Annotated in this window: 21 protein-coding genes; 18 read left to right on the top strand and 3 right to left on the bottom strand. The window is 42.5% G+C overall.

Annotated features, from left to right (window positions below; genetic code table 11):
- Positions 1-23: 23 nt before the first annotated feature.
- The gene (locus VC178_RS01860; protein WP_323481433.1) at positions 24-1,496 is read right to left on the bottom strand and encodes a deoxyribodipyrimidine photo-lyase; all 1,473 of its coding nucleotides are present in this window, start codon (positions 1,494-1,496) and stop codon (positions 24-26) included.
- A gap of 72 nt (positions 1,497-1,568) precedes the next feature.
- Here VC178_RS01860 and VC178_RS01855 point away from each other — a divergent pair, with 72 nt between their 5' ends.
- Genes VC178_RS01855 through VC178_RS01820 form a run of 8 tightly spaced genes read left to right on the top strand, consistent with a single transcriptional unit; the run spans position 1,569 to position 8,196 of the window.
- Complete coding sequence (locus tag VC178_RS01855) at positions 1,569-2,381, top strand: YdcF family protein (RefSeq protein ID WP_323481432.1); 813 nt, start codon at positions 1,569-1,571, stop codon at positions 2,379-2,381.
- A gap of 22 nt (positions 2,382-2,403) precedes the next feature.
- Positions 2,404-3,036 carry a YqgE/AlgH family protein gene (locus VC178_RS01850; protein ID WP_323481431.1) on the top strand — a complete coding sequence of 211 codons (633 nt, stop codon included), beginning with the start codon at positions 2,404-2,406 and terminating at the stop codon, positions 3,034-3,036.
- A 1-nt stretch (position 3,037) separates the two neighbouring features.
- On the top strand, positions 3,038-3,457 hold the full coding sequence (gene ruvX / locus VC178_RS01845; protein WP_216177342.1) for a Holliday junction resolvase RuvX: 420 nt from the start codon (positions 3,038-3,040) through the stop codon (positions 3,455-3,457).
- A 22-nt stretch (positions 3,458-3,479) separates the two neighbouring features.
- Positions 3,480-3,980, top strand: a complete 501-nt coding sequence (pyrR, locus tag VC178_RS01840) for a bifunctional pyr operon transcriptional regulator/uracil phosphoribosyltransferase PyrR (protein WP_216177345.1) — start codon at positions 3,480-3,482, stop codon at positions 3,978-3,980.
- On the top strand, positions 3,980-4,948 hold the full coding sequence (locus tag VC178_RS01835) for an aspartate carbamoyltransferase catalytic subunit (protein ID WP_323481430.1): 969 nt from the start codon (positions 3,980-3,982) through the stop codon (positions 4,946-4,948). The genes pyrR and VC178_RS01835 overlap by 1 nt, the downstream gene beginning before the upstream one ends.
- Before the next feature lie 21 nt (positions 4,949-4,969).
- Positions 4,970-6,331, top strand: a complete 1,362-nt coding sequence (locus tag VC178_RS01830) for a hypothetical protein (RefSeq protein WP_323481429.1) — start codon at positions 4,970-4,972, stop codon at positions 6,329-6,331.
- Between the two features lie 9 nt (positions 6,332-6,340).
- Positions 6,341-7,240 carry a DUF6492 family protein gene (locus VC178_RS01825; protein WP_323481428.1) on the top strand — a complete coding sequence of 300 codons (900 nt, stop codon included), beginning with the start codon at positions 6,341-6,343 and terminating at the stop codon, positions 7,238-7,240.
- Entirely contained in the window at positions 7,240-8,196 is a 957-nt protein-coding gene (locus VC178_RS01820; RefSeq protein WP_323481427.1) for a glycosyltransferase family 2 protein, read from the top strand. The genes VC178_RS01825 and VC178_RS01820 overlap by 1 nt, the downstream gene beginning before the upstream one ends.
- Here VC178_RS01820 and VC178_RS01815 read toward each other — a convergent pair.
- Positions 8,193-9,074 (bottom strand): alpha-1,2-fucosyltransferase, encoded by an 882-nt coding sequence (locus tag VC178_RS01815; RefSeq protein ID WP_323481426.1) that lies wholly within the window; start codon positions 9,072-9,074, stop codon positions 8,193-8,195. The two genes, VC178_RS01820 and VC178_RS01815, sit on opposite strands and share 4 nt — an antisense overlap.
- Before the next feature lie 84 nt (positions 9,075-9,158).
- On the opposite strand from VC178_RS01815, the gene VC178_RS01810 reads away from it, so the two are divergent.
- The 7 genes from VC178_RS01810 to waaC are packed head-to-tail and all read left to right on the top strand — an operon-like array spanning position 9,159 to position 15,859.
- Positions 9,159-10,235 (top strand): glycosyltransferase family 10 domain-containing protein, encoded by a 1,077-nt coding sequence (locus tag VC178_RS01810; protein WP_323481425.1) that lies wholly within the window; start codon positions 9,159-9,161, stop codon positions 10,233-10,235.
- 39 nt (positions 10,236-10,274) lie between these two features.
- Positions 10,275-11,216 (top strand): hypothetical protein, encoded by a 942-nt coding sequence (locus VC178_RS01805; RefSeq protein WP_323481424.1) that lies wholly within the window; start codon positions 10,275-10,277, stop codon positions 11,214-11,216.
- Positions 11,217-11,249: 33 nt separating this feature from the next.
- On the top strand, positions 11,250-12,311 hold the full coding sequence (rfbB, locus tag VC178_RS01800) for a dTDP-glucose 4,6-dehydratase (protein WP_323481423.1): 1,062 nt from the start codon (positions 11,250-11,252) through the stop codon (positions 12,309-12,311).
- 13 nt (positions 12,312-12,324) lie between these two features.
- Positions 12,325-13,260 carry a dTDP-4-dehydrorhamnose reductase gene (gene rfbD, locus VC178_RS01795; RefSeq protein ID WP_323481422.1) on the top strand — a complete coding sequence of 312 codons (936 nt, stop codon included), beginning with the start codon at positions 12,325-12,327 and terminating at the stop codon, positions 13,258-13,260.
- Between the two features lie 39 nt (positions 13,261-13,299).
- Positions 13,300-14,238 (top strand): glucose-1-phosphate thymidylyltransferase RfbA, encoded by a 939-nt coding sequence (gene rfbA / locus VC178_RS01790; RefSeq protein WP_323481421.1) that lies wholly within the window; start codon positions 13,300-13,302, stop codon positions 14,236-14,238.
- Positions 14,238-14,813 carry a dTDP-4-dehydrorhamnose 3,5-epimerase gene (gene rfbC, locus VC178_RS01785; protein ID WP_323481420.1) on the top strand — a complete coding sequence of 192 codons (576 nt, stop codon included), beginning with the start codon at positions 14,238-14,240 and terminating at the stop codon, positions 14,811-14,813. Before rfbA ends, rfbC begins: the two co-directional genes overlap by 1 nt.
- Entirely contained in the window at positions 14,813-15,859 is a 1,047-nt protein-coding gene (gene waaC / locus VC178_RS01780; protein WP_323481419.1) for a lipopolysaccharide heptosyltransferase I, read from the top strand. The genes rfbC and waaC overlap by 1 nt, the downstream gene beginning before the upstream one ends.
- On the opposite strand, the gene VC178_RS01775 is transcribed toward waaC, so the two are convergent.
- Complete coding sequence (locus VC178_RS01775; protein WP_323481418.1) at positions 15,840-17,474, bottom strand: TolC family protein; 1,635 nt, start codon at positions 17,472-17,474, stop codon at positions 15,840-15,842. The genes waaC and VC178_RS01775 overlap by 20 nt on opposite strands.
- A gap of 109 nt (positions 17,475-17,583) precedes the next feature.
- Between VC178_RS01775 and VC178_RS01770 the strand changes: the two genes are divergently transcribed.
- Genes VC178_RS01770 through VC178_RS01760 form a run of 3 tightly spaced genes read left to right on the top strand, consistent with a single transcriptional unit; the run spans position 17,584 to position 19,874 of the window.
- Positions 17,584-18,429, top strand: a complete 846-nt coding sequence (locus VC178_RS01770; RefSeq protein ID WP_323481417.1) for an undecaprenyl-diphosphate phosphatase — start codon at positions 17,584-17,586, stop codon at positions 18,427-18,429.
- A 27-nt stretch (positions 18,430-18,456) separates the two neighbouring features.
- Positions 18,457-18,915, top strand: coding sequence for a DUF2721 domain-containing protein (locus tag VC178_RS01765; RefSeq protein ID WP_216126483.1), 459 nt, complete (start codon positions 18,457-18,459; stop codon positions 18,913-18,915).
- A 23-nt stretch (positions 18,916-18,938) separates the two neighbouring features.
- Complete coding sequence (locus tag VC178_RS01760; RefSeq protein ID WP_323481416.1) at positions 18,939-19,874, top strand: UDP-glucuronic acid decarboxylase family protein; 936 nt, start codon at positions 18,939-18,941, stop codon at positions 19,872-19,874.

The following is a 19,874-nucleotide window of genomic DNA, read 5'->3' as shown; positions in this document are numbered from 1 at the left end:
GGATTGATAAGTTATTAGTAGACTTAGCCGACTTTTTTAACAACGCTATAACGTACCAAGGTCTTCTTGCGTGCCTCGTCGTGATCGACTACAGGTAGCGGATAGTCTCGCCCCAGTACGATGCCTGCAGTCTCAAGCTCAATATGACCTGCTTTCCATGGTGCATGAATCGATTTCTTAGAAAGTTTTTCCAATTGCGGCAAGTAACGGCGTATAAATTTTCCTTCTGGGTCAAATTTTTCTGATTGAGTAATGGGATTAAAAATCCGGAAATAGGGTTGGGCATCGCAACCTGAAGAAGACGCCCATTGCCAGCCGCCATTATTGGATGAGAGCTCAAAGTCATTGAGATGTGCCGCAAAATAGGCTTCACCCCAACGCCAATCAATTCCTAAGTCTTTCGTTAGAAAGCTCGCGACTACCATGCGCAGGCGATTGTGCATATAACCAGTTTGATTGAGTTGATGCATTGCTGCGTCAACTAATGGATAACCAGTTTTACCTTCGCACCAGGCTTTAAATAATTTTTTAGCATGAGTCCCTTCTTCCCAGGCAATATTGTCATAGTCTGGTTTGAATGAAGCACCATCCGCTAAGCGTGGATGATTGGCCAGAATCATGAAATAAAAATCCCGCCAAATGAGCTCACTCAGCCAAATGGTAGCGCCCATGCTGCCTGCCAACATTCTGCGATGGGCCTCGCGTACTAGGTCCCGAATCGAGAGCATGCCAAAGCGTAAATGGGTAGAGAGGTAGCTCACGCCCTTGATGGCTGGAAAATCTCTCCCCATTTGGTACTGATCAATTCGCGAGAGAAAGTCTTCCAAGAATGCCTGTCCGCCTTCAGATCCGGGTGGAAGATAAGCTTTAATGCCGGTAGGACAAAAGCCCATAGATTCTAGCGAGGGGAATGGCAAGTCTAATTTTTTAGGAATAGCAGCAATTTGCCCTGGCTTAGGGCTGCATTCATAAGATGCGAGATCTTTTTCTTGAAGCGTTTTTAGCCAATTGTTTTTATAGGGTGTAAAGATAGAAAAAACAGTATTTGAATTAGTGAGAATTTCTTTTTTCTCAAAAATGACTTGGTCTTTAAAGCTGGCAAACTGAATATTTATTTTTTGTAACGAAGTCTTGATAATGTCATCTCGAGCGATGGCAGAGGGCTCATAGTCATGATTGGTAAAGACAGTTTCAACGCCAAGATCTTTGGCGATTTGAGGGATGTATTCAGTTGGCTTGCAGTAGCGAACGATAAGACCGCCACCTTGTTTTTTAAGCTCATCGTCTATCTGTTTTAAACCCTGCCAAATGAAATCGACTCGACGGTCATGTTTCAAGCCTCTAACATCGAGTTCACCTTGAATCAGAGGTCTGAGAATATCTGTATCAAAGATAAAAGTCAGCCAGACTTGCTTACTTTCTTTTAAGGCGTGATGAAGCGCCGCATTGTCATATAAGCGGAGGTCACGTCGGAGCCAAACAAGAGCTTTTTGCATAGCTCCTATATTAGGGGTAATTGGAAGAATTTGTTGAGGGGGCTTTAGTTAAAAGGGTTAAGATCTTGATTAATGATGGATACGATCTTTTTTATTCTTTCGAAGGTGGTGCAGCTCTGCATAGAGCCACTGAATTGGGTCATCACTTTTGTTTTTCTGAGCTTACTATTTCTAGCCCTCAGAAAGCTCGACTTGTGTAAACGCTTCTTGATACTGGCTTTACTGGATCTCCTGATAGTGGGGTGGCTACCGACCTCTGAGTTAGGCTTAAGGAGTCTTGAGGATGCCGTTCCTAAAACGTCTTTAGTAAATCTTGCGGGAAATGATATTGGCGGGATCATCATTTTAGGTGGTGCGATTGAGGGTGGAGAAATCGCACTTGATCGCGGAGAAGTATCTATTGGCTCTGCTGCAGAACGTGTCACCAAAGCTTTTGAGCTCATTCGAAAGTATCCAGACCTACCTTTTATTTTCAGTGGTTACTCAGGTCGTATTAATCCAAGAGGGCCTTCTGAGGCTGAGGCATTCAAGCAATTGGTGGCTGAGCAGGGATTGAGTGAAAAGATGGCGCACTACGAAAATCAGTCGCGAAATACCTATGAGAACGTTCTTTATATGAAGCCCATGATTGAAGAATTCGGCCTAAAGAATGCGGCTGGAGCTTCAAAGCCTTGGCTACTGATTACCTCTGCTACTCATATGTATCGATCGGTCAAGATATTTGAAAAACAAGGTATTGATGTCTTGCCTTTACCAGTGGATTACCAGACGGCAAATAGTCTCAATTGGGATACCTTTGACTTGAAAGAGGGGGCACAAAACTGGAACAAGTTAGTTCACGAAGTAATTGGCATTTTTGCCTATTGGATTACCGGAAAAATCTAGATATTCGGTAAAATAGGACTATATGTCTAAGGCCAAAAAAGCCCCCCATGATTCAGACTCAGGGTCTTTAATTTCCTATTCTGCCGATCATTTAGCCAATCAGTTTCTCATCTCTATGCCGGGCATGGTAGACCCTAACTTTGCAAACTCTGTCATCTATTTGTTTGAGCATAACGAACGAGGTGCGATGGGTTTGGTAGTGAACAAACCCACTGAAGTTGATTTGGCAACTTTGTTTGACAAGATTGAACTTAAACTTGAAATTGCACCCTTACTCGAGCAGCCTGTCTATTTCGGCGGTCCTGTTCAGGTTGAGCGTGGATTTGTACTTCATGAGTCCAACCCTCATCTTGCTTATAGCTCCTCCTTAATTATTCCGGGTGGACTTACGATGACCACATCTAAGGATGTTCTAGAGGCAGTAGCTATCGGCAATGGCCCCAGAAAATTTTTGATGACGCTTGGTTATGCGGGTTGGGGGGCTGGTCAGCTAGAAGAAGAGATTATCTTGAATGGTTGGATGAACGTCCCTTTGTCACGCGAGCAAATGATGGAAATTATTTTCAATACACCATCGACTCAGCGCTATGAAAAAACTATGAGTCATCTCGGATTTGATTTGGCATCTTTTTCCGGTGAAGCGGGGCATGCCTAATATGACCAACGCTTCACTCACTGAGCCAATTACAGTAATGGCCTTTGATTATGGAACACGTAGAGTTGGTGTCGCAGTCGGAAATTCAGTAACGCAAGCGGGGCAAGCCTTAAAAATAATTGCTGCGCCTAATATTGATGCACTTTTTCAAGAAATCCAGGTGCTGACTAGGGAGTGGCAACCCCAGCAGCTTGTGGTCGGACGCCCAGTCTATCCTGATGGGGCTGAGCATGAGATGACGGCTAAGGCGACTCGATTTGGTAATCAATTACATGGCAGGCTGAATTTGCCGGTTGCTTGGGTTGATGAGCGCTATACGTCCGTTATTTTGGAGGGGGGCTCCAAGATGCGGGACAATCTAGATGCACACTCTGCTGCTTTGATTTTGGAGCAGTATTTTGCGGAACGACCGCTGACTTAAACTGAGAAGTGTTGGAAAACGAATGAACGCTGAACTGTTATACGGAAAATTACTCGAAGAGCTTCACAAAAAGTTGCAGCAAGGCTCTTTTGAGCTTGCTGGCTTAGCAATGGGCGGCGCCTGGATTGCTGAGCGCTTAGCTAAAGATTTGGGCTTGCCTCACTATGGCGTAATTAATGTTGCTTTTCATCGCGATGATTATGCTGAGAAAGGAATGACTGCTCTGCGTACCGCTAGCACCATGACGACTCATTTACCTTTTGATGTGAATGGTGCCAACATTATTTTGATTGATGATGTTTTGCTCACCGGTAGAACAGTGCGCGCAGCCTTGAATGAGTTATTTGACTTTGGTCGTCCTGCACAAGTCGAATTAATGGTGCTTGCAGATCGTGGTAATCGAGAGCTTCCGGTTTGCGCAAACTTTGTAAGTGAACAAGTCCACATCTCCGAAAAGCAAATCTTAGTTTTAGAAAAAGATACCGCTGGTAAATTTAACTTTCAGCTTGAGGAGCATGAATAATGGGCTCGGAGAGTAGCTTAGTGAATCAATTTAATTCCGCTGGAGAGCTCACCCACCTCTTAACTTTAGAGGGTTTGCCAAAAGAGCAGATCTTTCATATACTCGATACTGCTCAGCAGTTTGTGAGCATTACCGATCCATCAAGAGAGGTAAAAAAGGTACCTCTATTACGAGGTAAGAGTGTCTTTAACCTCTTTTTTGAAAATTCTACACGCACTAGAACGACTTTTGAGATTGCCGCCAAGCGTTTATCGGCTGATGTGATTAATTTAGATATCTCCACCTCTTCTACTGCGAAGGGTGAGAGTCTTCTCGACACAATTGATAACTTAGTTGCAATGCAGGCAGATATATTTGTAGTGCGCCACAGTGTTTCAAAAGCACCAATTGAAATAGCCAACCATGTGCCAGCACATGTACATGTGGTTAATGCCGGAGATGGAAGTCACCAGCATCCAACTCAAGGCTTGTTAGATATGTATACGATGCGTCACTTCAAGCAGAATTTCAAAGGCTTAAAAGTGGCGATTGTTGGTGACATCGTCCATAGCCGCGTTGCTAAATCGAATATTAATGCCCTGACTACTTTGGGCTGTGAAGACATTAGGGCAATTGGTCCTGAGAGTTTATTGCCTAGCGATCTCAATATGTTGGGCGTAAAGGTCTTTCATAGCATGGAAGAGGGCTTAAAAGATGTTGATGTAGTCATGACTTTACGTATTCAAAAAGAGCGTATGGAAGTAGGACAAGTTCCAGAGGGTGAGGCCTTCTTTAAGCAGTATGGTTTAACGCCTTCACGCTTGGCACTCGCTAAGACTGATGCAATCGTCATGCACCCTGGCCCTATGAATCGTGGAGTCGAGATTGATTCTGTCGTAGCTGATGGGCCACAATCAGTCATTTTGAATCAAGTTACCTTTGGCATTGCAGTGCGTATGGCTGTAATGTCGATGGTTGCTGGTAATTAGTTAGGCCAACTGGAATCGCTAGTGAGCATTGAAATTCCTGTAGTCACTGAAAAAAAGCGTTGGTTGATTTTGTCTCACGCTTTCAATATGGATGGGCGTGCTGCCAGCTTAACCATTACAGACAAGATCCCCTATTTTTTAGAGGCTGGAGTAGAGCCTATTGTCTTTAGTGCAATTACTGGGATTAAAGATCAACGTTTTCCACATCATCAATTTATTGCCTGGGCCCCAGCCGGTTTTCGTTTTGATTTTCGACATTGGGTTGCCAATAAATATGGTCGCGGCTGGTTCTACAAGCTGACGACTCGAACAGTTTCTATACTGCTTGCTCCGTTTATTGCGATTGAAAAGTTCTGCTTGGGATATTCGAGTCAATGGTCATGGGCTCTACCGGCTTTTTTTCATGGTTACCGGTTAATTCGGGCTGGCAAAGTAGATGTGGTGCTTTCTGTTGGTAGTGCGTGGTCGGCTCACTTGGCTGGTGTATGGCTAAAAAAGGCAACTGGTATTGAATTGATCTCGGAAGTACATGACCCATTAGTGATACGTCGAAATCCTAATGATCAGGGATTTGAAAAACCTCTTAATCGGGATGCTCGGTTTAGGCATTATTTAGAAAATCAGCTTACCTGCTTCTCTGATAAGGTCTGGTGGTTTACTGATGGTGCTTTACATTACGCTAAGGTACGCAATCCTAATCTTAATACACCTACGAATGCACGTGGTTTTGTAGTAACCCCCGGCGCCCATCCTCCAGGTGGTCTCAGTGCGAATCAGGCGCATAAATACACCGACCAATTAAATTTATCCCACTTTGGCTCTTTAGCGAATGATCGTTCCTTATCAACTGTCCTCAAGGCTTTGGTGCCTTTATTTGAAAAATATCCTCAAGCACGAAATCTGATTCGAGTCCATGCTTATGGAGCGCCCTTGGATTCGTTATCAGCGGAAGCTATTGAGCAATTGGGGTTTAGTGATGTGCTTCTAGCGCATGGACGCTTAGAAGTTGATCCTACGACTGGAAAATCGGGTCGTCAGCGCGTGGCAAAAAAAATGCAAGAAGCTGATGTATTGATTTTGCTTCACGGTAATGATGAGTGGTGTGCCGAATATATCCCTTCCAAGTTTTATGACTACCTATGGACGGGAAGGCCAATATGGGGAATTACCCATCGCAATCCACAGCTTGATCAAATGTTATTAGAGCGGGGTGCTTATTTAAGCGCCGAGGGAGACTCTGAGGGAATTTCAATCGCGCTTGAAAGAATTTGGTTAGACTGGCAGTCGAAATGCTTAATTGAGCCTATTTGGAATCCGATTGGCGTAGATCAGGCAGTAAAAACCATATTGACTAATGTGCAAGCGCGCCAGAAATCGTTATAGGAAAATCGCTTGAAAGATTTTGTTCTCTATTGCAAATCCTATTCTAGGGATTTTCTACGCTTAAAGCGCCTGCTGGAGTCTGTTAATCAGTTCAATGCCGATCATTTAGATTTTTATATTTCCACTCCCAAGGTCGATAAAGATTTATTAGAAAAAACTCTGGGTGGGGATGGATATTTCTGGGTTGCAGACGAGGATATTATTACTGCAAATCCTCACGCAGATATTGCAAAATACCATGCTATGCCTGGTGGCTTATCTCAGCAAATTATTAAATCGGAATTTTGGCGCCTCAGGTATGCGGAAAATTATTTATGCTTAGATTCTGATTGTCTCTTCATTAGAAATTTTTTTAAGTCTGATTTCTTGGCAAATGATGGTATGCCCTATACGGTATTACATCAGAATAAAGAGCTGTTTCAACTCGCCACTGATCGGGGACATGAGAAGGTAGAAAGAGATCTAAGAAAAGAAGCTGAGCGTGTTAAAGCAGTTTTTAATCGCAAAGGCCCGAATTTTTATTGCGCCCCTGCCCCTTTTATTTGGTCGGCTAAGGTATGGCAATCCTTGGAGACCCAATATTTGGAGCCTAAGGGGATGAGTTTGTGGGACCTCATTAGTCCAGAACTTCCGGAGACACTCATTTATGGTGAAACCCTTCTAAGGTATCGTGCTATTCAATTGATTGCAATTGAGCCTTTGTTTCGCACATACCACTATGACTGGCAATACTTTTTGATGAAGCGCTTGGGTGAAACTAAAGCAAAAGTTGCCCAAAATTACTTAGGGGTCATTTATCAGTCTGCATGGGAGTCTGAGCTTAACTTAGGCCAATCTCAAAAATCTCTTTCCTCACATTTACTCAAGCGCCTCAAACGCTTCAGCCGTTACCTACAAAGTTTTGTTTAATGCAAAAACCTGCACCAGAGCTCACATTAAAACCAATCATTAGCGTTTTAATGCCAGCCTTTAATGTTGAAAAATATATTGCTGTTGCTATTGAGAGCGTTCTTAATCAATCTTTTGCTAATTTTGAATTCATTATCTTGGATGATGGTTCGAGTGATGACACTGCAAAAATTATTGATACCTATTTAGATCCACGCATGAAGAAAGTTTTTCTTTCGGAAAATAAAGGCCTAGTCAGTGCAAGAAACACTTTGGTAGGTATGGCTCGAGGAAAATATATCGCTTTTTTGGACTCTGATGATCTAGCTGATCCCAAGCGTTTAGAGCTACAGTTGCAATATTTAGAGTCCAATCATTTAGACCTTTGTGGGACAGATCATCTCGTTTTACACCAAGCTAATGGCAAACTTAAGCACTCTAAGCAGCGTCATTCTGATGCTGATATACGTGCGATGATTTCAATATGCAGTCCTCTTTGCAATCCTTCGGTAATGGGGTGCTCAAAGATATTTAAAAAAGTGCCATACCTCCCAGGTAATGATGGTGCAGAAGACTATGTAATGTGGGTAAACTTAGCTTTAAACGGTTGCAAGTTTGGCAACGTGCCAAGAAATTTAATTACCTATCGTGTGCATGATAATCAAATTAGTCAGATACAAAATGCCACAGTCAATCATATTTTTGATGAGCACAGGAAAAAATATCTTGCAGCAATTGGCATCGATTCCAATTTCATCCCAAGAAGGTTGCATTGGTCTGAGAGATTAAAAATTGGAACCCATTTTTTAATTAAGCTGAATAAAAAGATTCCGGGGATAACATTTGGCGCTAATTACCAAATTTATTCTCGATTCCAGTTTCGGGGTAATGGTGTGTGGACTCCATTTACTCGTCTAGAGCGATTTACAGTGGCTCTCATAGCCTTCATTTGGGGACAATTTATAAAATCATTTTAGATTCTTTGCCACTGTGCTGGTAGTAAATCATCCCAGCTTTTATCTGTATCGTTGGTCCACTTCAGTGGCGCAATGACTTGAGGATTCGCACTATTACTTAACCAAGCTCCCCACCAACTCAATGAGCTGTTAGCAATTAAATGCTTTTGACATTGAATCATTAAAAAGAGTTCCTGAATAGGGGCTGTTTTCTCTTCAGTGCTTTGAATAAATGTCATTTTATCTTGATGAGGTAGATTTGCTTTTGCCCATTCTAGGTCATCAGAGAATACAAAGAATTGTATATTGGGATCCGATGCTAAAAGTATTTCCATTCCTTTTTGGTAGTAATCCAATCCTAGAAAGCCATGTATTTTTGCTGCAACTGGTAGATGAACGTAATCACCTCTCCGAATATGAATCATTGCGGATGAGCTGCTTTGAATTTGATTTAGGTATTTCTGATATGGCTTTGACAAATCATGAACAGGTCTGATTTCTTGAATAAGAGCATCACGGATTGCTTCAAAGTAGCGAAATGATTGCCAGTAACCTTGAAGATAAATATCTTGATTGGCGTATGGCTTGATATGATTTAATTTTGCATCAAAACGAAATGGTCGCTCGGTAAGCACATAGGGAGTCCAAGGCAAAAATTGTTGTGCGATTCGGCGCCATAGCTTGGGTGCTCTTGTTATCGTGCTACCTGGTTTTAATTCATATTTAACCTGGAGATTAGGCAGTAAAAAATGCCTAGGTGTTACATCTTCCCAGCCATGATTAAACCAGTCAATACCAAGTTGTAGTGACCCCTTTAACCGAACGCTCAAGGCTTTGCCGGTGGCATATTGGAAAAGTTGATTTCCGAGGCCTCCTTGGATTTGGGTAGTAATGTTCATATACCTATAATTAAAGCATTAGATGGGAATTCATTCCCAAATTCGATTCTGGTATCTTGTCGCTTTTTTATTAATAGGTAATTTATGCTAACAGGCAGTATTTATGGGTGGGAGATCGGTAAGGACGATATATTCGATCCTCTAAGTCATCGCAACCGTGATGATTGTCTTGAGCCTATGCGCTTCATGAAGGGTTTAGGGCGTCAGTATGGGGTTGCATTACATACTTCTGATGTGAACGAGCGCAATCGGGTGAATCCAGATTTTTCACTTTACGTTGAGTCGATTAATTTTGTTCCCTGCGCTGCTAAAAAAAACTACCTCATCTTGTATGAGACTCCGCTAACTGTTCCCAGAAACTCTGACTACAGCTATCTGAATCAGTTTGATTCAATCTTTACGTGGAATAAAGAGCTCCTACAAAGTGGGCTACATGATGGGTTTGGCAAGCATATTACCAGTGATCGTTTTGTTCAGATTCAGTATCCCAATCCAATCCCAAAAGAGTGTGGTGATAATTTTCAAAGCCTTGCGTTCTACCAGCGGCCTGATCTGATATGTTTAATTGGTAGCAATCGACATGCCAATTTAGCTGATACGCGTGAGCTTTACTCAGAGCGAGTAAAGGCGATCAAGTGGTTTGAAGCCCACGCACTAAATGACTTTAAGCTCTATGGTAATGGTTGGAAAGTACCTCAAAAAAGATTTGGCAGTGCAGGTAAGATGCGATATCGCTTAGAAAAGATTTTGCCTTGGATCTTGGGTAAGCCAGTATTTCCTAGTTACCAGGGATCTGCTAGAACAAAATATGAGGTCTTAAGTAAAACTAAGTTTTGTGTTTGCTTTGAAAATGCTCGTGACATTGATGGTTATATCACTGAAAAGATATTCGATTGCTTCTTTGCGGGGTGCGTTCCTATTTACTGGGGTGATGCGAATATTGGGCTATCCATTCCGTCAAATTGCTTTATTGATTTCCGTCAATTTTCTTCTTATGAAGATCTATATCAATATGTAAAAGCGCTCACGTCAAAACAGTTTTCTGATTATCAGCAGGCCGCAAAGAATTTTTTATTGAGCGATCAGTTTGCGCCATTTACTTCGCAAAACTTTGCCAACATTGTTATCCATAAAATTAAACAGGATTTTTCATTAACTTGAGTGGGTAATTGAGATGCCTGTTCCGTGTAAGATGCTGCTATGTCCTTAATAAAAATGCTGAAAAAGTCCAGAAAGTCTATTGCTGATGCTACTGTCTTGTTGGCGGGCCCGGTCCGTAATGCCTCTGCGAAAATTGATGATGATTTCGGGCGTTTACTGGCCAGCCTTGATCAATTTAAGAAGGTTTTTTGTCTTATTGTGGAGAGTGATTCCAGTGATGATACCGTCGCTAGGCTAGAAAAATTTGCCAAAATCTTCCCAAATTTTTCATTTATAAGTGTTGGCGAGTTAAGTAAAAAGCTTTCTAAAAGAACAGATAGGATTGCTTATTGCAGAAATCTTATTATTGATGCGGTTACGAATGATCCAAAATATCAAGAGCTTGATTTCATTGTCATGGCTGATATGGATGGAATGAATGGACTGATTACCCGTGAAAAAGTTGCACAGTGCTGGGAGGTTGATGAGCCATGGGATGTTATTACTGCTAATCAGTTGGGCGAGTACTATGATATTTGGGCGTTAAGCCACCCTTATTGGAATCCAATGGATTGCTGGAAGCAAAAACATAAACTTGAAAATATCCTCGGTGATAAAGCGGCTCAGAATATTGCGGTAGGTTGCAAGCAGGCTGCCATCGATCCGCGCGCAGATTTAATTGAAGTTGATTCTGCTTTTGGTGGATTAGGAATTTATACCCGCGAGGCATTTCTAGCTGGAAGATATGCGGGTACTGATGATCAAGCTGGTAGCATTGATGTTGCAGACCACATTCCATTCCATCGTGAATTGCGAAAAAAAGGTTATCGCATCTTTATTAACCCAGCCTTAATTAACTGCAATAAGACTCCTGATGGTGTTGTTGAGGAGCCACTATTGCCTAAGCCCAAGGGTGGGCTAAAATTAGTGCAAAGATGTGGCATCTTTTTATTTGGTAAAAAGCGCTTTAATAAATATCTTCAAATGATGCAAACACCATAGATTTCAGTTGGTGAACTTAATTAATCTAGAAAAATGATTTTAGTAACTGGTGGCGCTGGATTTATTGGTGCAAACTTCGTTTTGAATTGGCTCTCATCTGTAAGTGCTGAGGGAGTCATCAATTTAGATAAATTAACTTACGCTGGTAATCTTGCCAATTTGCAGAGTCTAAAGAATGATTCTAGGCATACTTTTGTCCATGGGGACATAGGTGATAAGAAGTTGGTTAACAAGTTGTTGGCTGAGCATCGTCCCCGTGCGATCATCAACTTTGCTGCTGAAAGCCATGTAGATCGCTCCATTCATGGACCTACGGAGTTTATTCAAACTAATATTGTTGGTACATTTAATCTATTAGAATGTGCCCGTGAGTATTGGGGGGGGTTAGAGCATGTTGAAAAAGATCGTTTTCGTTTTCACCATGTATCGACCGATGAGGTCTATGGATCTTTATCTTTATCAGATCCCGCATTTAAAGAAACGAAACCATATGAGCCAAACAGTCCTTATTCAGCTTCTAAGGCAGCATCTGATCATCTAGTGAGAGCATGGTTCCATACCTATAAATTACCGGTCGTAACTACTAATTGCTCTAATAATTATGGCCCCTATCACTTTCCTGAAAAGTTAATTCCTCTAGTCATTTTGAATGCATTGGCCGGTAAGTCTTTGCCTGTTTATGGTGACGGCCAACAAATACGCGACTGGCTTTATGTCGGGGATCACTGCTCAGCAATAAGTGTGGTGCTGGATAAAGGTAAGCTTGGAGAAACATACAACATTGGCGGCTGGAATGAAAAGACCAATCTTGATGTAGTCAATATAATCTGCGCAATCTTGGATGAGCTTAGACCTCGTTCTGATGGTAAACCTTACTCGAAGCAGATCACTTTCGTAGCAGATCGTCCCGGTCATGATCTTCGTTATGCTATTGATGCGCGCAAAATTCAAAAGGAGCTTGGATGGCGGCCTGCTGAGACCTTTGATACCGGTATTCGTAAAACAGTTCGGTGGTATTTAGATAACCCGGATTGGGTTCAAGGTGTCGTCACTGGCTCTTACCGTGACTGGCTTCAAAAGCAATATCTCATCTAGTCGCTATTCACTAATGAATATTCTCGTCTTTGGAAAAGATGGCCAGCTAGGGCGAGCTTTTAAGGAGCAGCTTCAACATTCGTCATTTCATGCTGGTAATACAATTAAATTAGTTGATCGTAGCGACTGTGATCTTAGTGACTCATATCAAATTACTAGTTTATTAAATAACTTTAGGCCCCAGTTGATTATTAATGCCGCTGCTTATACTGCGGTAGATAAAGCAGAATCAGAATCTGACATTGCATTTGCTGTTAATGCAGATGCTCCAGGATTGATGGCTAAGTATGCTGCACAATATGGAGCAACTATCCTCCATTTTTCTACTGATTATGTCTTTGATGGATTTAAGCAAGGTGTCCATCAGGAGGTCGATCCTTGTAGTCCTTTAGGTGTCTATGGCAAATCGAAAGAGGCGGGAGAGCGCGCAATTGTGGAGGCTTTTGCCACTTCGGTGGTTGGGCGCTATGCCATTTTGAGGGCTAGTTGGCTTTATGGCGATGGTAATAATTTCATCAGGTCCATTTTACGTTTAGCAAAAGAGCGTTCAGCGCTCCAAGTGATCGATGATCAGCATGGAGCCCCTACTAGCGCCGCTTGGTTGGCAGAAGTGGGATGTTATCTAGTGCTTGACGGTAGTCAAAAAAGACAATTTACTTCAGGTGTATATCATGCGGTGCCACCAGGAGAAACCAGTTGGTACGGTTTGGCTTGCTTAGCCGTTCAGTCAGCCCTAGATGCCGGATGGCAACTGCAAACCTCCCCCGCTTCAATTGTTCCAATATCTACATCTGAGTATCCCTCGCTGGCTCAAAGGCCAATGAATTCTCGTTTATCTACAAATAAGCTTCAAATTGAGCTAGAGCGCCTAGGTCTTGTGTCAAAATTACCCCATTGGAATACGCCATGGGATGAGCAAGTTTCCACTTACGTCAAGCAACTTTCTTAAAATTGACGGTTTGCTTCATCCTATTAAATAGGGGTAAAGATGGCAAATAGTCTTACAAAAAATCGCAAGGGAATTATTTTGGCAGGCGGGTCTGGTACTCGCTTATATCCAGTCACCCAAGCAGTTTCTAAGCAGCTCATGCCGGTGTATGACAAGCCTATGGTCTATTACCCATTAACCACCTTAATGTTGGCAGGTATTCGAGATATCTTATTAATCTCTACTCCTCATGACACGCCACGTTTTACCGAGCTGCTTGGTGATGGTTCTCAGTGGGGTTTAAATATTGAGTATTGCGTACAACCTTCGCCCGATGGCTTAGCCCAGGCATTCACTCTTGGTAAGAGCTTTATTAATAACCATCCTAGTGCATTAGTGCTTGGAGACAATATTTTTTATGGCGATCACTTAAAGAGTAATCTTGAGGGTGCGGACAGCCGCCTAAATGGAGCAACGGTGTTCGCCTATCATGTGACCGATCCTGAGCGCTATGGTGTAGTCGAGTTTGACGAAAATCATAAAGCTATTTCGATTGAGGAAAAGCCATTGCAGCCCAGAAGTAATTATGCTGTCACAGGACTATATTTTTATGACAACCAAGTGTGTGATATCGCCAGCTCGATTAAACCAAGCGCGCGTGGGGAATTAGAAATTACAGACATCAATCGTATCTATCTCAAAAAAAATCAGTTAGGTGTCGAGATTATGGGTCGAGGATTTGCTTGGCTAGATACTGGGACACACGACTCTTTATTGGATGCCGCTGGCTTTATTGCAACCTTGCAAAAACGCCAAGGTTTAATGGTTGCCTGTCCTGAAGAGATTGCATATCGCCAAGGTTGGATTGGAGCAGAGGCGGTGCAAAAGGTGGCTTCTCAACTCAGCAAGAACAGTTATGGTAAGTATTTAACCAAGATTTTGAATGAGATGAAGAATGGTGCGCAACCTATTTCTTTGTCATCCAAGAAGGTTAGTTAATGTCTAGCTTGAAACAGCATCCTAAAATTTCAGTAACACCAACATCAATCGCAGATGTATTGATTATTGAGCCAAAAGTATTCGGTGATGAACGTGGTTGGTTTACTGAATCATTTAACGCACAAGATTTTTCAGGCGCGGTGGGACTTGATGTCAATTTTGTGCAGGACAATCATTCGTTTTCTCGTCAATCTACATTGCGTGGTATGCATTACCAGCTAGAGAAAGCGCAAGGAAAATTAGTGCGGGTGGTATCTGGTTCCGTATACGATGTAGCCGTAGATCTGCGAAAAAATTCTCCAACTTATGGTAAGTGGATGGGTTTAGAGTTGAGCGCGGAAAATCACAAGCAACTTTGGATTCCTGCTGGGCTGGCCCATGGATTTTTAGTGCTTACTCCGATGGCTGAGTTTTTGTATAAAACGACTGACTACTATCACCCACAAAGTGAGATTTGTTTGGCTTGGGACGATCCTACTGTAGCTATTGAATGGCCTAAATCCCCAAGCTTCACCCCTAATCTCAATCCTAAAGATTTGGCTGGCTTGTCTTGGGAACAAGTTCCAAAGTTTTAATGGCCAATTCGAGCGCATCCCCCAAAATACTATTAGTAAAGCTGTCCTCTCTGGGGGACGTGCTGCATAACTTACCGATTGTTTGGGATATTCGGTCGCGCTTACCGAATGCTCAAATTGATTGGGTTGTTGAGGAGAGCTATATACACCTCTTAAAGCCATTACTTAGTCGAGGTAGTTTTCGAGGAATTGATCGAATTATTCCCTTTGGATTGCGTCGTTGGAAAAAATCATTACTTGCACTAACCTCTTGGAAGGAGTTTTTTGCCTTCAAGAGAGAGCTCCAGCAAGTGACTTATGATGTCATCATTGAAACCCAGGGGCTATTAAAGTCAGCTCTAGTTTCCGCCTTGGCCAAGAAAAGTCCATATGTAGAAGTGGCTGGACTTGCGAATGCTACTGAATTTTCTGGATATGAATCAATTTCTCGTATATTTTACAGCCAGTCAGTTCAGGTTCCCCTGAGGTGTCATGCTGTAGATCGTTCCCGTTTTGTAGCATGCTCAGCTCTCAATTGGCCATTGATTGATCGATCTGATAAGCCTAATTTCTATCCCGATACCTTTGTGGAGGCAATTGGTTTCAAACAGGCAACAGATTTGCAGAAACCTTATATTTTATTTTTCCATTCAACCGCAAGAAATGCTAAGCGCTGGGCCAATACGCATTGGGTTGACCTTGGTAAGAAGCTATCAGATCATGGTTATCAAGTAGTGCTTCCTTGGGGAAGCGCCGTCGAGAGGGCGATTAGCAACGAGTTGTCTGCACAAATTCCAGGATCAATAGTGCCGAATTCTTTTTCTATTGAGAATGCATTTTCGTTGATTGCTAATTCAGTTTTGGTAGTTGGTGTTGATACTGGCCTGACCCATTTATCTGCAGTATTGAATAAGCCTACAGTTGAGATTTATTGCGATTCACCAAGGTGGAAGACAGAGGGTTACTGGTCAGACAAGATTCAAAATGTTGGTGACATGCAAGCTCCACCAACTATTTACGAGGTTTCAAAAGCTTGTTTGGAGCTTCTTAGCGGAGCAAAGAATTAATTGCAATTAAGTCTTCATCGCTTAATGCAGCAGCGTGGGCTTTCAGTTTGATCGCATTGAGAATAGTGCTGTAACGAGCCTGCTGTAATTGAGACCTAGTAGTAATTAAGGTATCAAGTGCAATTAAGACATCGATATTAATTAAAGTGCCTACTTGGAATCCTAATTTACTAGATTCGAGCGCAGAGTTGGAGGAGCGCTCGGCCGCCTCATAAGCTTTAACGCTGGCAAGACCACCATAGAAACCTGTGAAAGCTGCACGTGTATTTTGCGCCGCAGTACGACGAGCATTATCATAGTTAGCTTTTGCTGTATCCACTAATGCAGCATTTTGACGAATAACAGAGCTATTAAAGCCGCCAGACACCAAAGGTATTGTCATTTGCAGGGCAACTGTATTGTTGTAAACATTGGTATTGGCGGGTGTATAGCTATTTGGTGTGCCATTCGAAGTGTTGTAACCGCTGGTACCAACAAAGTTAAGCGAAGGATAGTTCAATGCCTGAGAGGCGCGATAGGTACTCTCAGCAAGACTAACTGTTAGCTGACCCGCAAGGACATTAAAGTTTGCTGCTTCCGCTTGATTAACCCAGTCATCTAAGGTTTGTCCTGGCGGCAACTGTGGGTTCACGCTTTCAGCAATCGGAATCCCTTTGACATCTTTATTTTTAGAGCGTGGATCTTTCAGCACGCCATCGATTTTTGCTTCCTTAATTAATGGGCGAAGAGGGCCAACTGGCCTTCCTACGAGCTGCTCTAGAACTCCGCGCTTTACCACTAAATCTGCTTGAGCAGCAATTTCTTGAGAATTGGCTAAATCTAGTGCTGCTTGCGCCGTATTGACATCGACAATAGTTGCTAAGCCAGCATCAAATTTTGCTTGTGCGATTTCTAATTGTTGCTTAATGAGACTTTTTTTATTGCGATAGAGTTCTACGTTATCTTGGCTAGTGAGGGCATCAAAGTAAGCTTGTGAAACCCGAATAATGAGATCTTGTTGAGCCAGGTAAAAACGCATATCTGCGATTTTGGTATTGAGGTCACCCTGTTTAAATGCCTCAAATGCCCCCATATTGAAAACAGGCTGCGTTAAGGTGACGGTGTAATTCTTTTGATCAAATACACGTGAATTACCTGGACCTACGGCCACTACAGTTTGACCAACGCCGTGCTGGTAGTAACGAGTAGCGCCTGGTGTAGCACTAGCCTGAGGCAATAAGAGAGATAAGCCTTGCCAGTACAGCTCTTTGCTAGCCTGGTAATTAAAGCGCGCCGCATTTAAGACTGGATCGCTAAATGCCGCCTCTTGGTATAGCTGAATCAAATCAGTTAATTGCTCTTTTTGATTGTTGCTATTAGTGCTATTAACGCTTGATGGCGCAGAAGTGCTAGGTAGAGCAGTTTTACTTGGCACAGGTGCAATTTGAGGCGGCTGCTCCAAGCCTATTAATGTTGAGGCGCTGATTGAGGTCGGTAAAGCGGGCCTTACCGAACCATTAGGGCTTTGGGCAAAGGTCAAAGAGCTCCAAGAATTTAGGCCGAGCGCCTGGCTCAGAACTAAGCCAAAGATGGTCAGTCGAGAAAGGCGAAAGCGTGCTGGGTTCATCAAATTCATCTACTTTAAAGGTGCATGAAGTTTAAGGCTAAATCGCTTTAGAAGGGTATTTACCCTCAATTTTGCCAAATAAGCTTTGGTAACTTCATATCCCTATAAAATTTGTCCTATGGATCTTATATTGTTACTAAAAGCAGTTATTTTGGGTGTAGTTGAAGGATTTACAGAGTTTTTGCCCATCTCTAGTACCGGACACCTTATCTTGGTCGGAGATTTGCTTGATTTCAATGACGAGCGGGGTAAAGCCTTTGAGGTCATTATTCAGTTTGGCGCTATTTTGGCGGTCTGCTGGGAATTGCGAGAAAAGCTTCTTAAGGTTACCTTGTCTTTAAGTAGTAGCGCTAGCTCCCGTCGTTTTGTTTTGAACCTCTTGATTGCTTCAGCTCCAGCGATGAGTTTAGCTTTTGTATTTGGCAAACACATTAAAGCAGTATTGTTTTCGCCAATCCCAGTTGCTAGTGCTTTTATTGTTGGTGCATTGATTATTTTCTGGGCAGAGCATCGTCAGGAAAAAACTAGTAATACAAATAATCAAATACATACAGTTGATGATCTCTCCTACCTCGATGCTTTGAAAGTAGGTATTGCCCAGTGTGTTGCATTAATTCCAGGCACCTCTCGCTCTGGTGCGACGATCATTGGAGGTATGCTTTTTGGTTTGCCGCGTGCTGTAGCTACAGAGTTCTCTTTTTTCCTTGCCATCCCTGTTATTGGGGGTGCAACTGCTTATGAGTTATTAAAGCTTTGGAAAAATCCTGTCACAATTTCTGGTGAATATAGTTTTGCTATTGCTATCGGTTTTATAGCGGCCTTTCTATCTGCTTTTGTTTGTGTGCGCTGGTTAATTCATTATGTCGCGCATCATAATTTCATTCCATTCGCTTGGTATCGGATCATATTCGGATTATTGGTCTTGGGGACATCCTATAGTGGCTTAATTGCCTGGTCACAATAATTACTGAAAGAATTTAGAAGGCTCAATATGGATATATCAATAGACGCAATCACAAATAATATTCAACTGGCTTTAGCCCCAGTATTTTTATTGACTGCCGTAGCCACTCTGATCAATGCGATCTCTGGTCGTTTGGCGAGAACGGTTGATCGTATGCGCACAATTCAGAATGCCTTATATGAGGGTAAATTCAAGGATCAAGAGGCTTTAAAGCATATGGAAGTTGAGGCTAATGAGGCTAAGATTCGTGGACGACTCTGTACCGCCGCCATCTTTTTTGACGTCCTAAGCGGTGTTTTTATCTCTCTTACCGTTCTTGAGCTATTTTTCTTTCAGGCTGGCGCTGTCCGTTCCCTACAGACAAGCTATGTGATTTGGACCTTCGTGCTAGGTCTGATATCCTTCATGACATCTTTATTGATTGTTCTAGCCGAGGTAGTTTATGCCTATAGATCCGCCGGTTGGAGAGCCCCTAGAAATTATTAAAACATCTTATTCAATATAAAAATATGAACAAAATTCTGATTACTGGTGGCGCTGGTTTCTTGGGCTCTCATCTCACCGAGAAATTACTTAAAGAGGGTAATGATGTATTGGTGGTGGATAACTATTTCACTGGCTCTAAAGAAAATTTGGCTCATCTGTTGTCAAATCCCCATTTAGAGTTAATGCGTCATGATGTAACTTTTCCTCTTTATGTAGAAACCAATCAAATTTATAACCTCGCCTGTCCAGCGTCTCCAGTACATTATCAATATGATCCAGTACAGACCACTAAGACAAGCGTACATGGCGCCATTAATATGCTCGGCCTTGCTAAAAGAACTCGGGCACGTATTTTGCAGGCCTCCACTAGCGAGGTCTATGGCGATCCAGAGGTACATCCTCAGCCAGAGGGGTATTGGGGAAAAGTAAATCCAATTGGCATTCGCTCTTGCTATGATGAAGGCAAGCGTTGCGCTGAAACCCTCTTCTTTGATTACAACCGTCAACACAATCTAGATATCAAAGTCGTACGTATCTTTAATACCTATGGTCCGCGGATGCATCCTAACGATGGTCGCGTTGTGAGTAACTTCATAGTGCAAGCCTTGCAAGGCAAAGACATCACTATTTATGGAGATGGTCAACAAACTCGTAGTTTTTGTTACGTTGATGATCTCATCGATGCCATGGTCAAAATGATGAACTCTGAACAAGGGTTTACTGGTCCAGTCAATATTGGCAACCCAGGCGAGTTCACGATGCTGCAGTTGGCGCAAACAGTCCTTAGACTCTCAGGTAGTAAATCCAAGATAATTCATCAACCCTTGCCTCAAGATGACCCTAAGCAACGTCAACCGAATATTGAATTAGCTAAAGCCAAGCTGGGTTGGCAGCCAAAAGTAAATCTAGAAGACGGCCTGAAAGAGACGATTGCTTACTTTAAGAAGGTTGTTGCTTAA

Origin of the sequence: Polynucleobacter sp. AP-Sanab-80-C2, assembly GCF_035012965.1 — a bacterium.
GTDB lineage: Bacteria > Pseudomonadota > Gammaproteobacteria > Burkholderiales > Burkholderiaceae > Polynucleobacter.
This window is presented reverse-complemented; position numbering and strand designations above follow the sequence as displayed.

Bases quoted from the DNA above. Each gene is read 5' to 3' on its own strand.
- VC178_RS01775 (WP_323481418.1), bottom strand. From the start codon at position 17,474: ATGAATTTGATGAACCCAGCACGCTTTCGCCTTTCTCGACTGACCATC.
- rfbA (WP_323481421.1), top strand. From the start codon at position 13,300: ATGGCAAATAGTCTTACAAAAAATCGCAAGGGAATTATTTTGGCAGGC.
- pyrR (WP_216177345.1), top strand. From the start codon at position 3,480: ATGAACGCTGAACTGTTATACGGAAAATTACTCGAAGAGCTTCACAAA.
- VC178_RS01860 (WP_323481433.1), bottom strand. From the start codon at position 1,496: ATGCAAAAAGCTCTTGTTTGGCTCCGACGTGACCTCCGCTTATATGAC.
- VC178_RS01855 (WP_323481432.1), top strand. From the start codon at position 1,569: ATGATGGATACGATCTTTTTTATTCTTTCGAAGGTGGTGCAGCTCTGC.
- rfbB (WP_323481423.1), top strand. From the start codon at position 11,250: ATGATTTTAGTAACTGGTGGCGCTGGATTTATTGGTGCAAACTTCGTT.
- VC178_RS01760 (WP_323481416.1), top strand. From the start codon at position 18,939: ATGAACAAAATTCTGATTACTGGTGGCGCTGGTTTCTTGGGCTCTCAT.
- waaC (WP_323481419.1), top strand. From the start codon at position 14,813: ATGGCCAATTCGAGCGCATCCCCCAAAATACTATTAGTAAAGCTGTCC.
- ruvX (WP_216177342.1), top strand. From the start codon at position 3,038: ATGACCAACGCTTCACTCACTGAGCCAATTACAGTAATGGCCTTTGAT.
- VC178_RS01805 (WP_323481424.1), top strand. From the start codon at position 10,275: ATGTCCTTAATAAAAATGCTGAAAAAGTCCAGAAAGTCTATTGCTGAT.
- VC178_RS01810 (WP_323481425.1), top strand. From the start codon at position 9,159: ATGCTAACAGGCAGTATTTATGGGTGGGAGATCGGTAAGGACGATATA.
- rfbC (WP_323481420.1), top strand. From the start codon at position 14,238: ATGTCTAGCTTGAAACAGCATCCTAAAATTTCAGTAACACCAACATCA.
- VC178_RS01850 (WP_323481431.1), top strand. From the start codon at position 2,404: ATGTCTAAGGCCAAAAAAGCCCCCCATGATTCAGACTCAGGGTCTTTA.
- VC178_RS01815 (WP_323481426.1), bottom strand. From the start codon at position 9,074: ATGAACATTACTACCCAAATCCAAGGAGGCCTCGGAAATCAACTTTTC.
- VC178_RS01765 (WP_216126483.1), top strand. From the start codon at position 18,457: ATGGATATATCAATAGACGCAATCACAAATAATATTCAACTGGCTTTA.
- VC178_RS01835 (WP_323481430.1), top strand. From the start codon at position 3,980: ATGGGCTCGGAGAGTAGCTTAGTGAATCAATTTAATTCCGCTGGAGAG.
- VC178_RS01820 (WP_323481427.1), top strand. From the start codon at position 7,240: ATGCAAAAACCTGCACCAGAGCTCACATTAAAACCAATCATTAGCGTT.
- VC178_RS01770 (WP_323481417.1), top strand. From the start codon at position 17,584: ATGGATCTTATATTGTTACTAAAAGCAGTTATTTTGGGTGTAGTTGAA.
- rfbD (WP_323481422.1), top strand. From the start codon at position 12,325: ATGAATATTCTCGTCTTTGGAAAAGATGGCCAGCTAGGGCGAGCTTTT.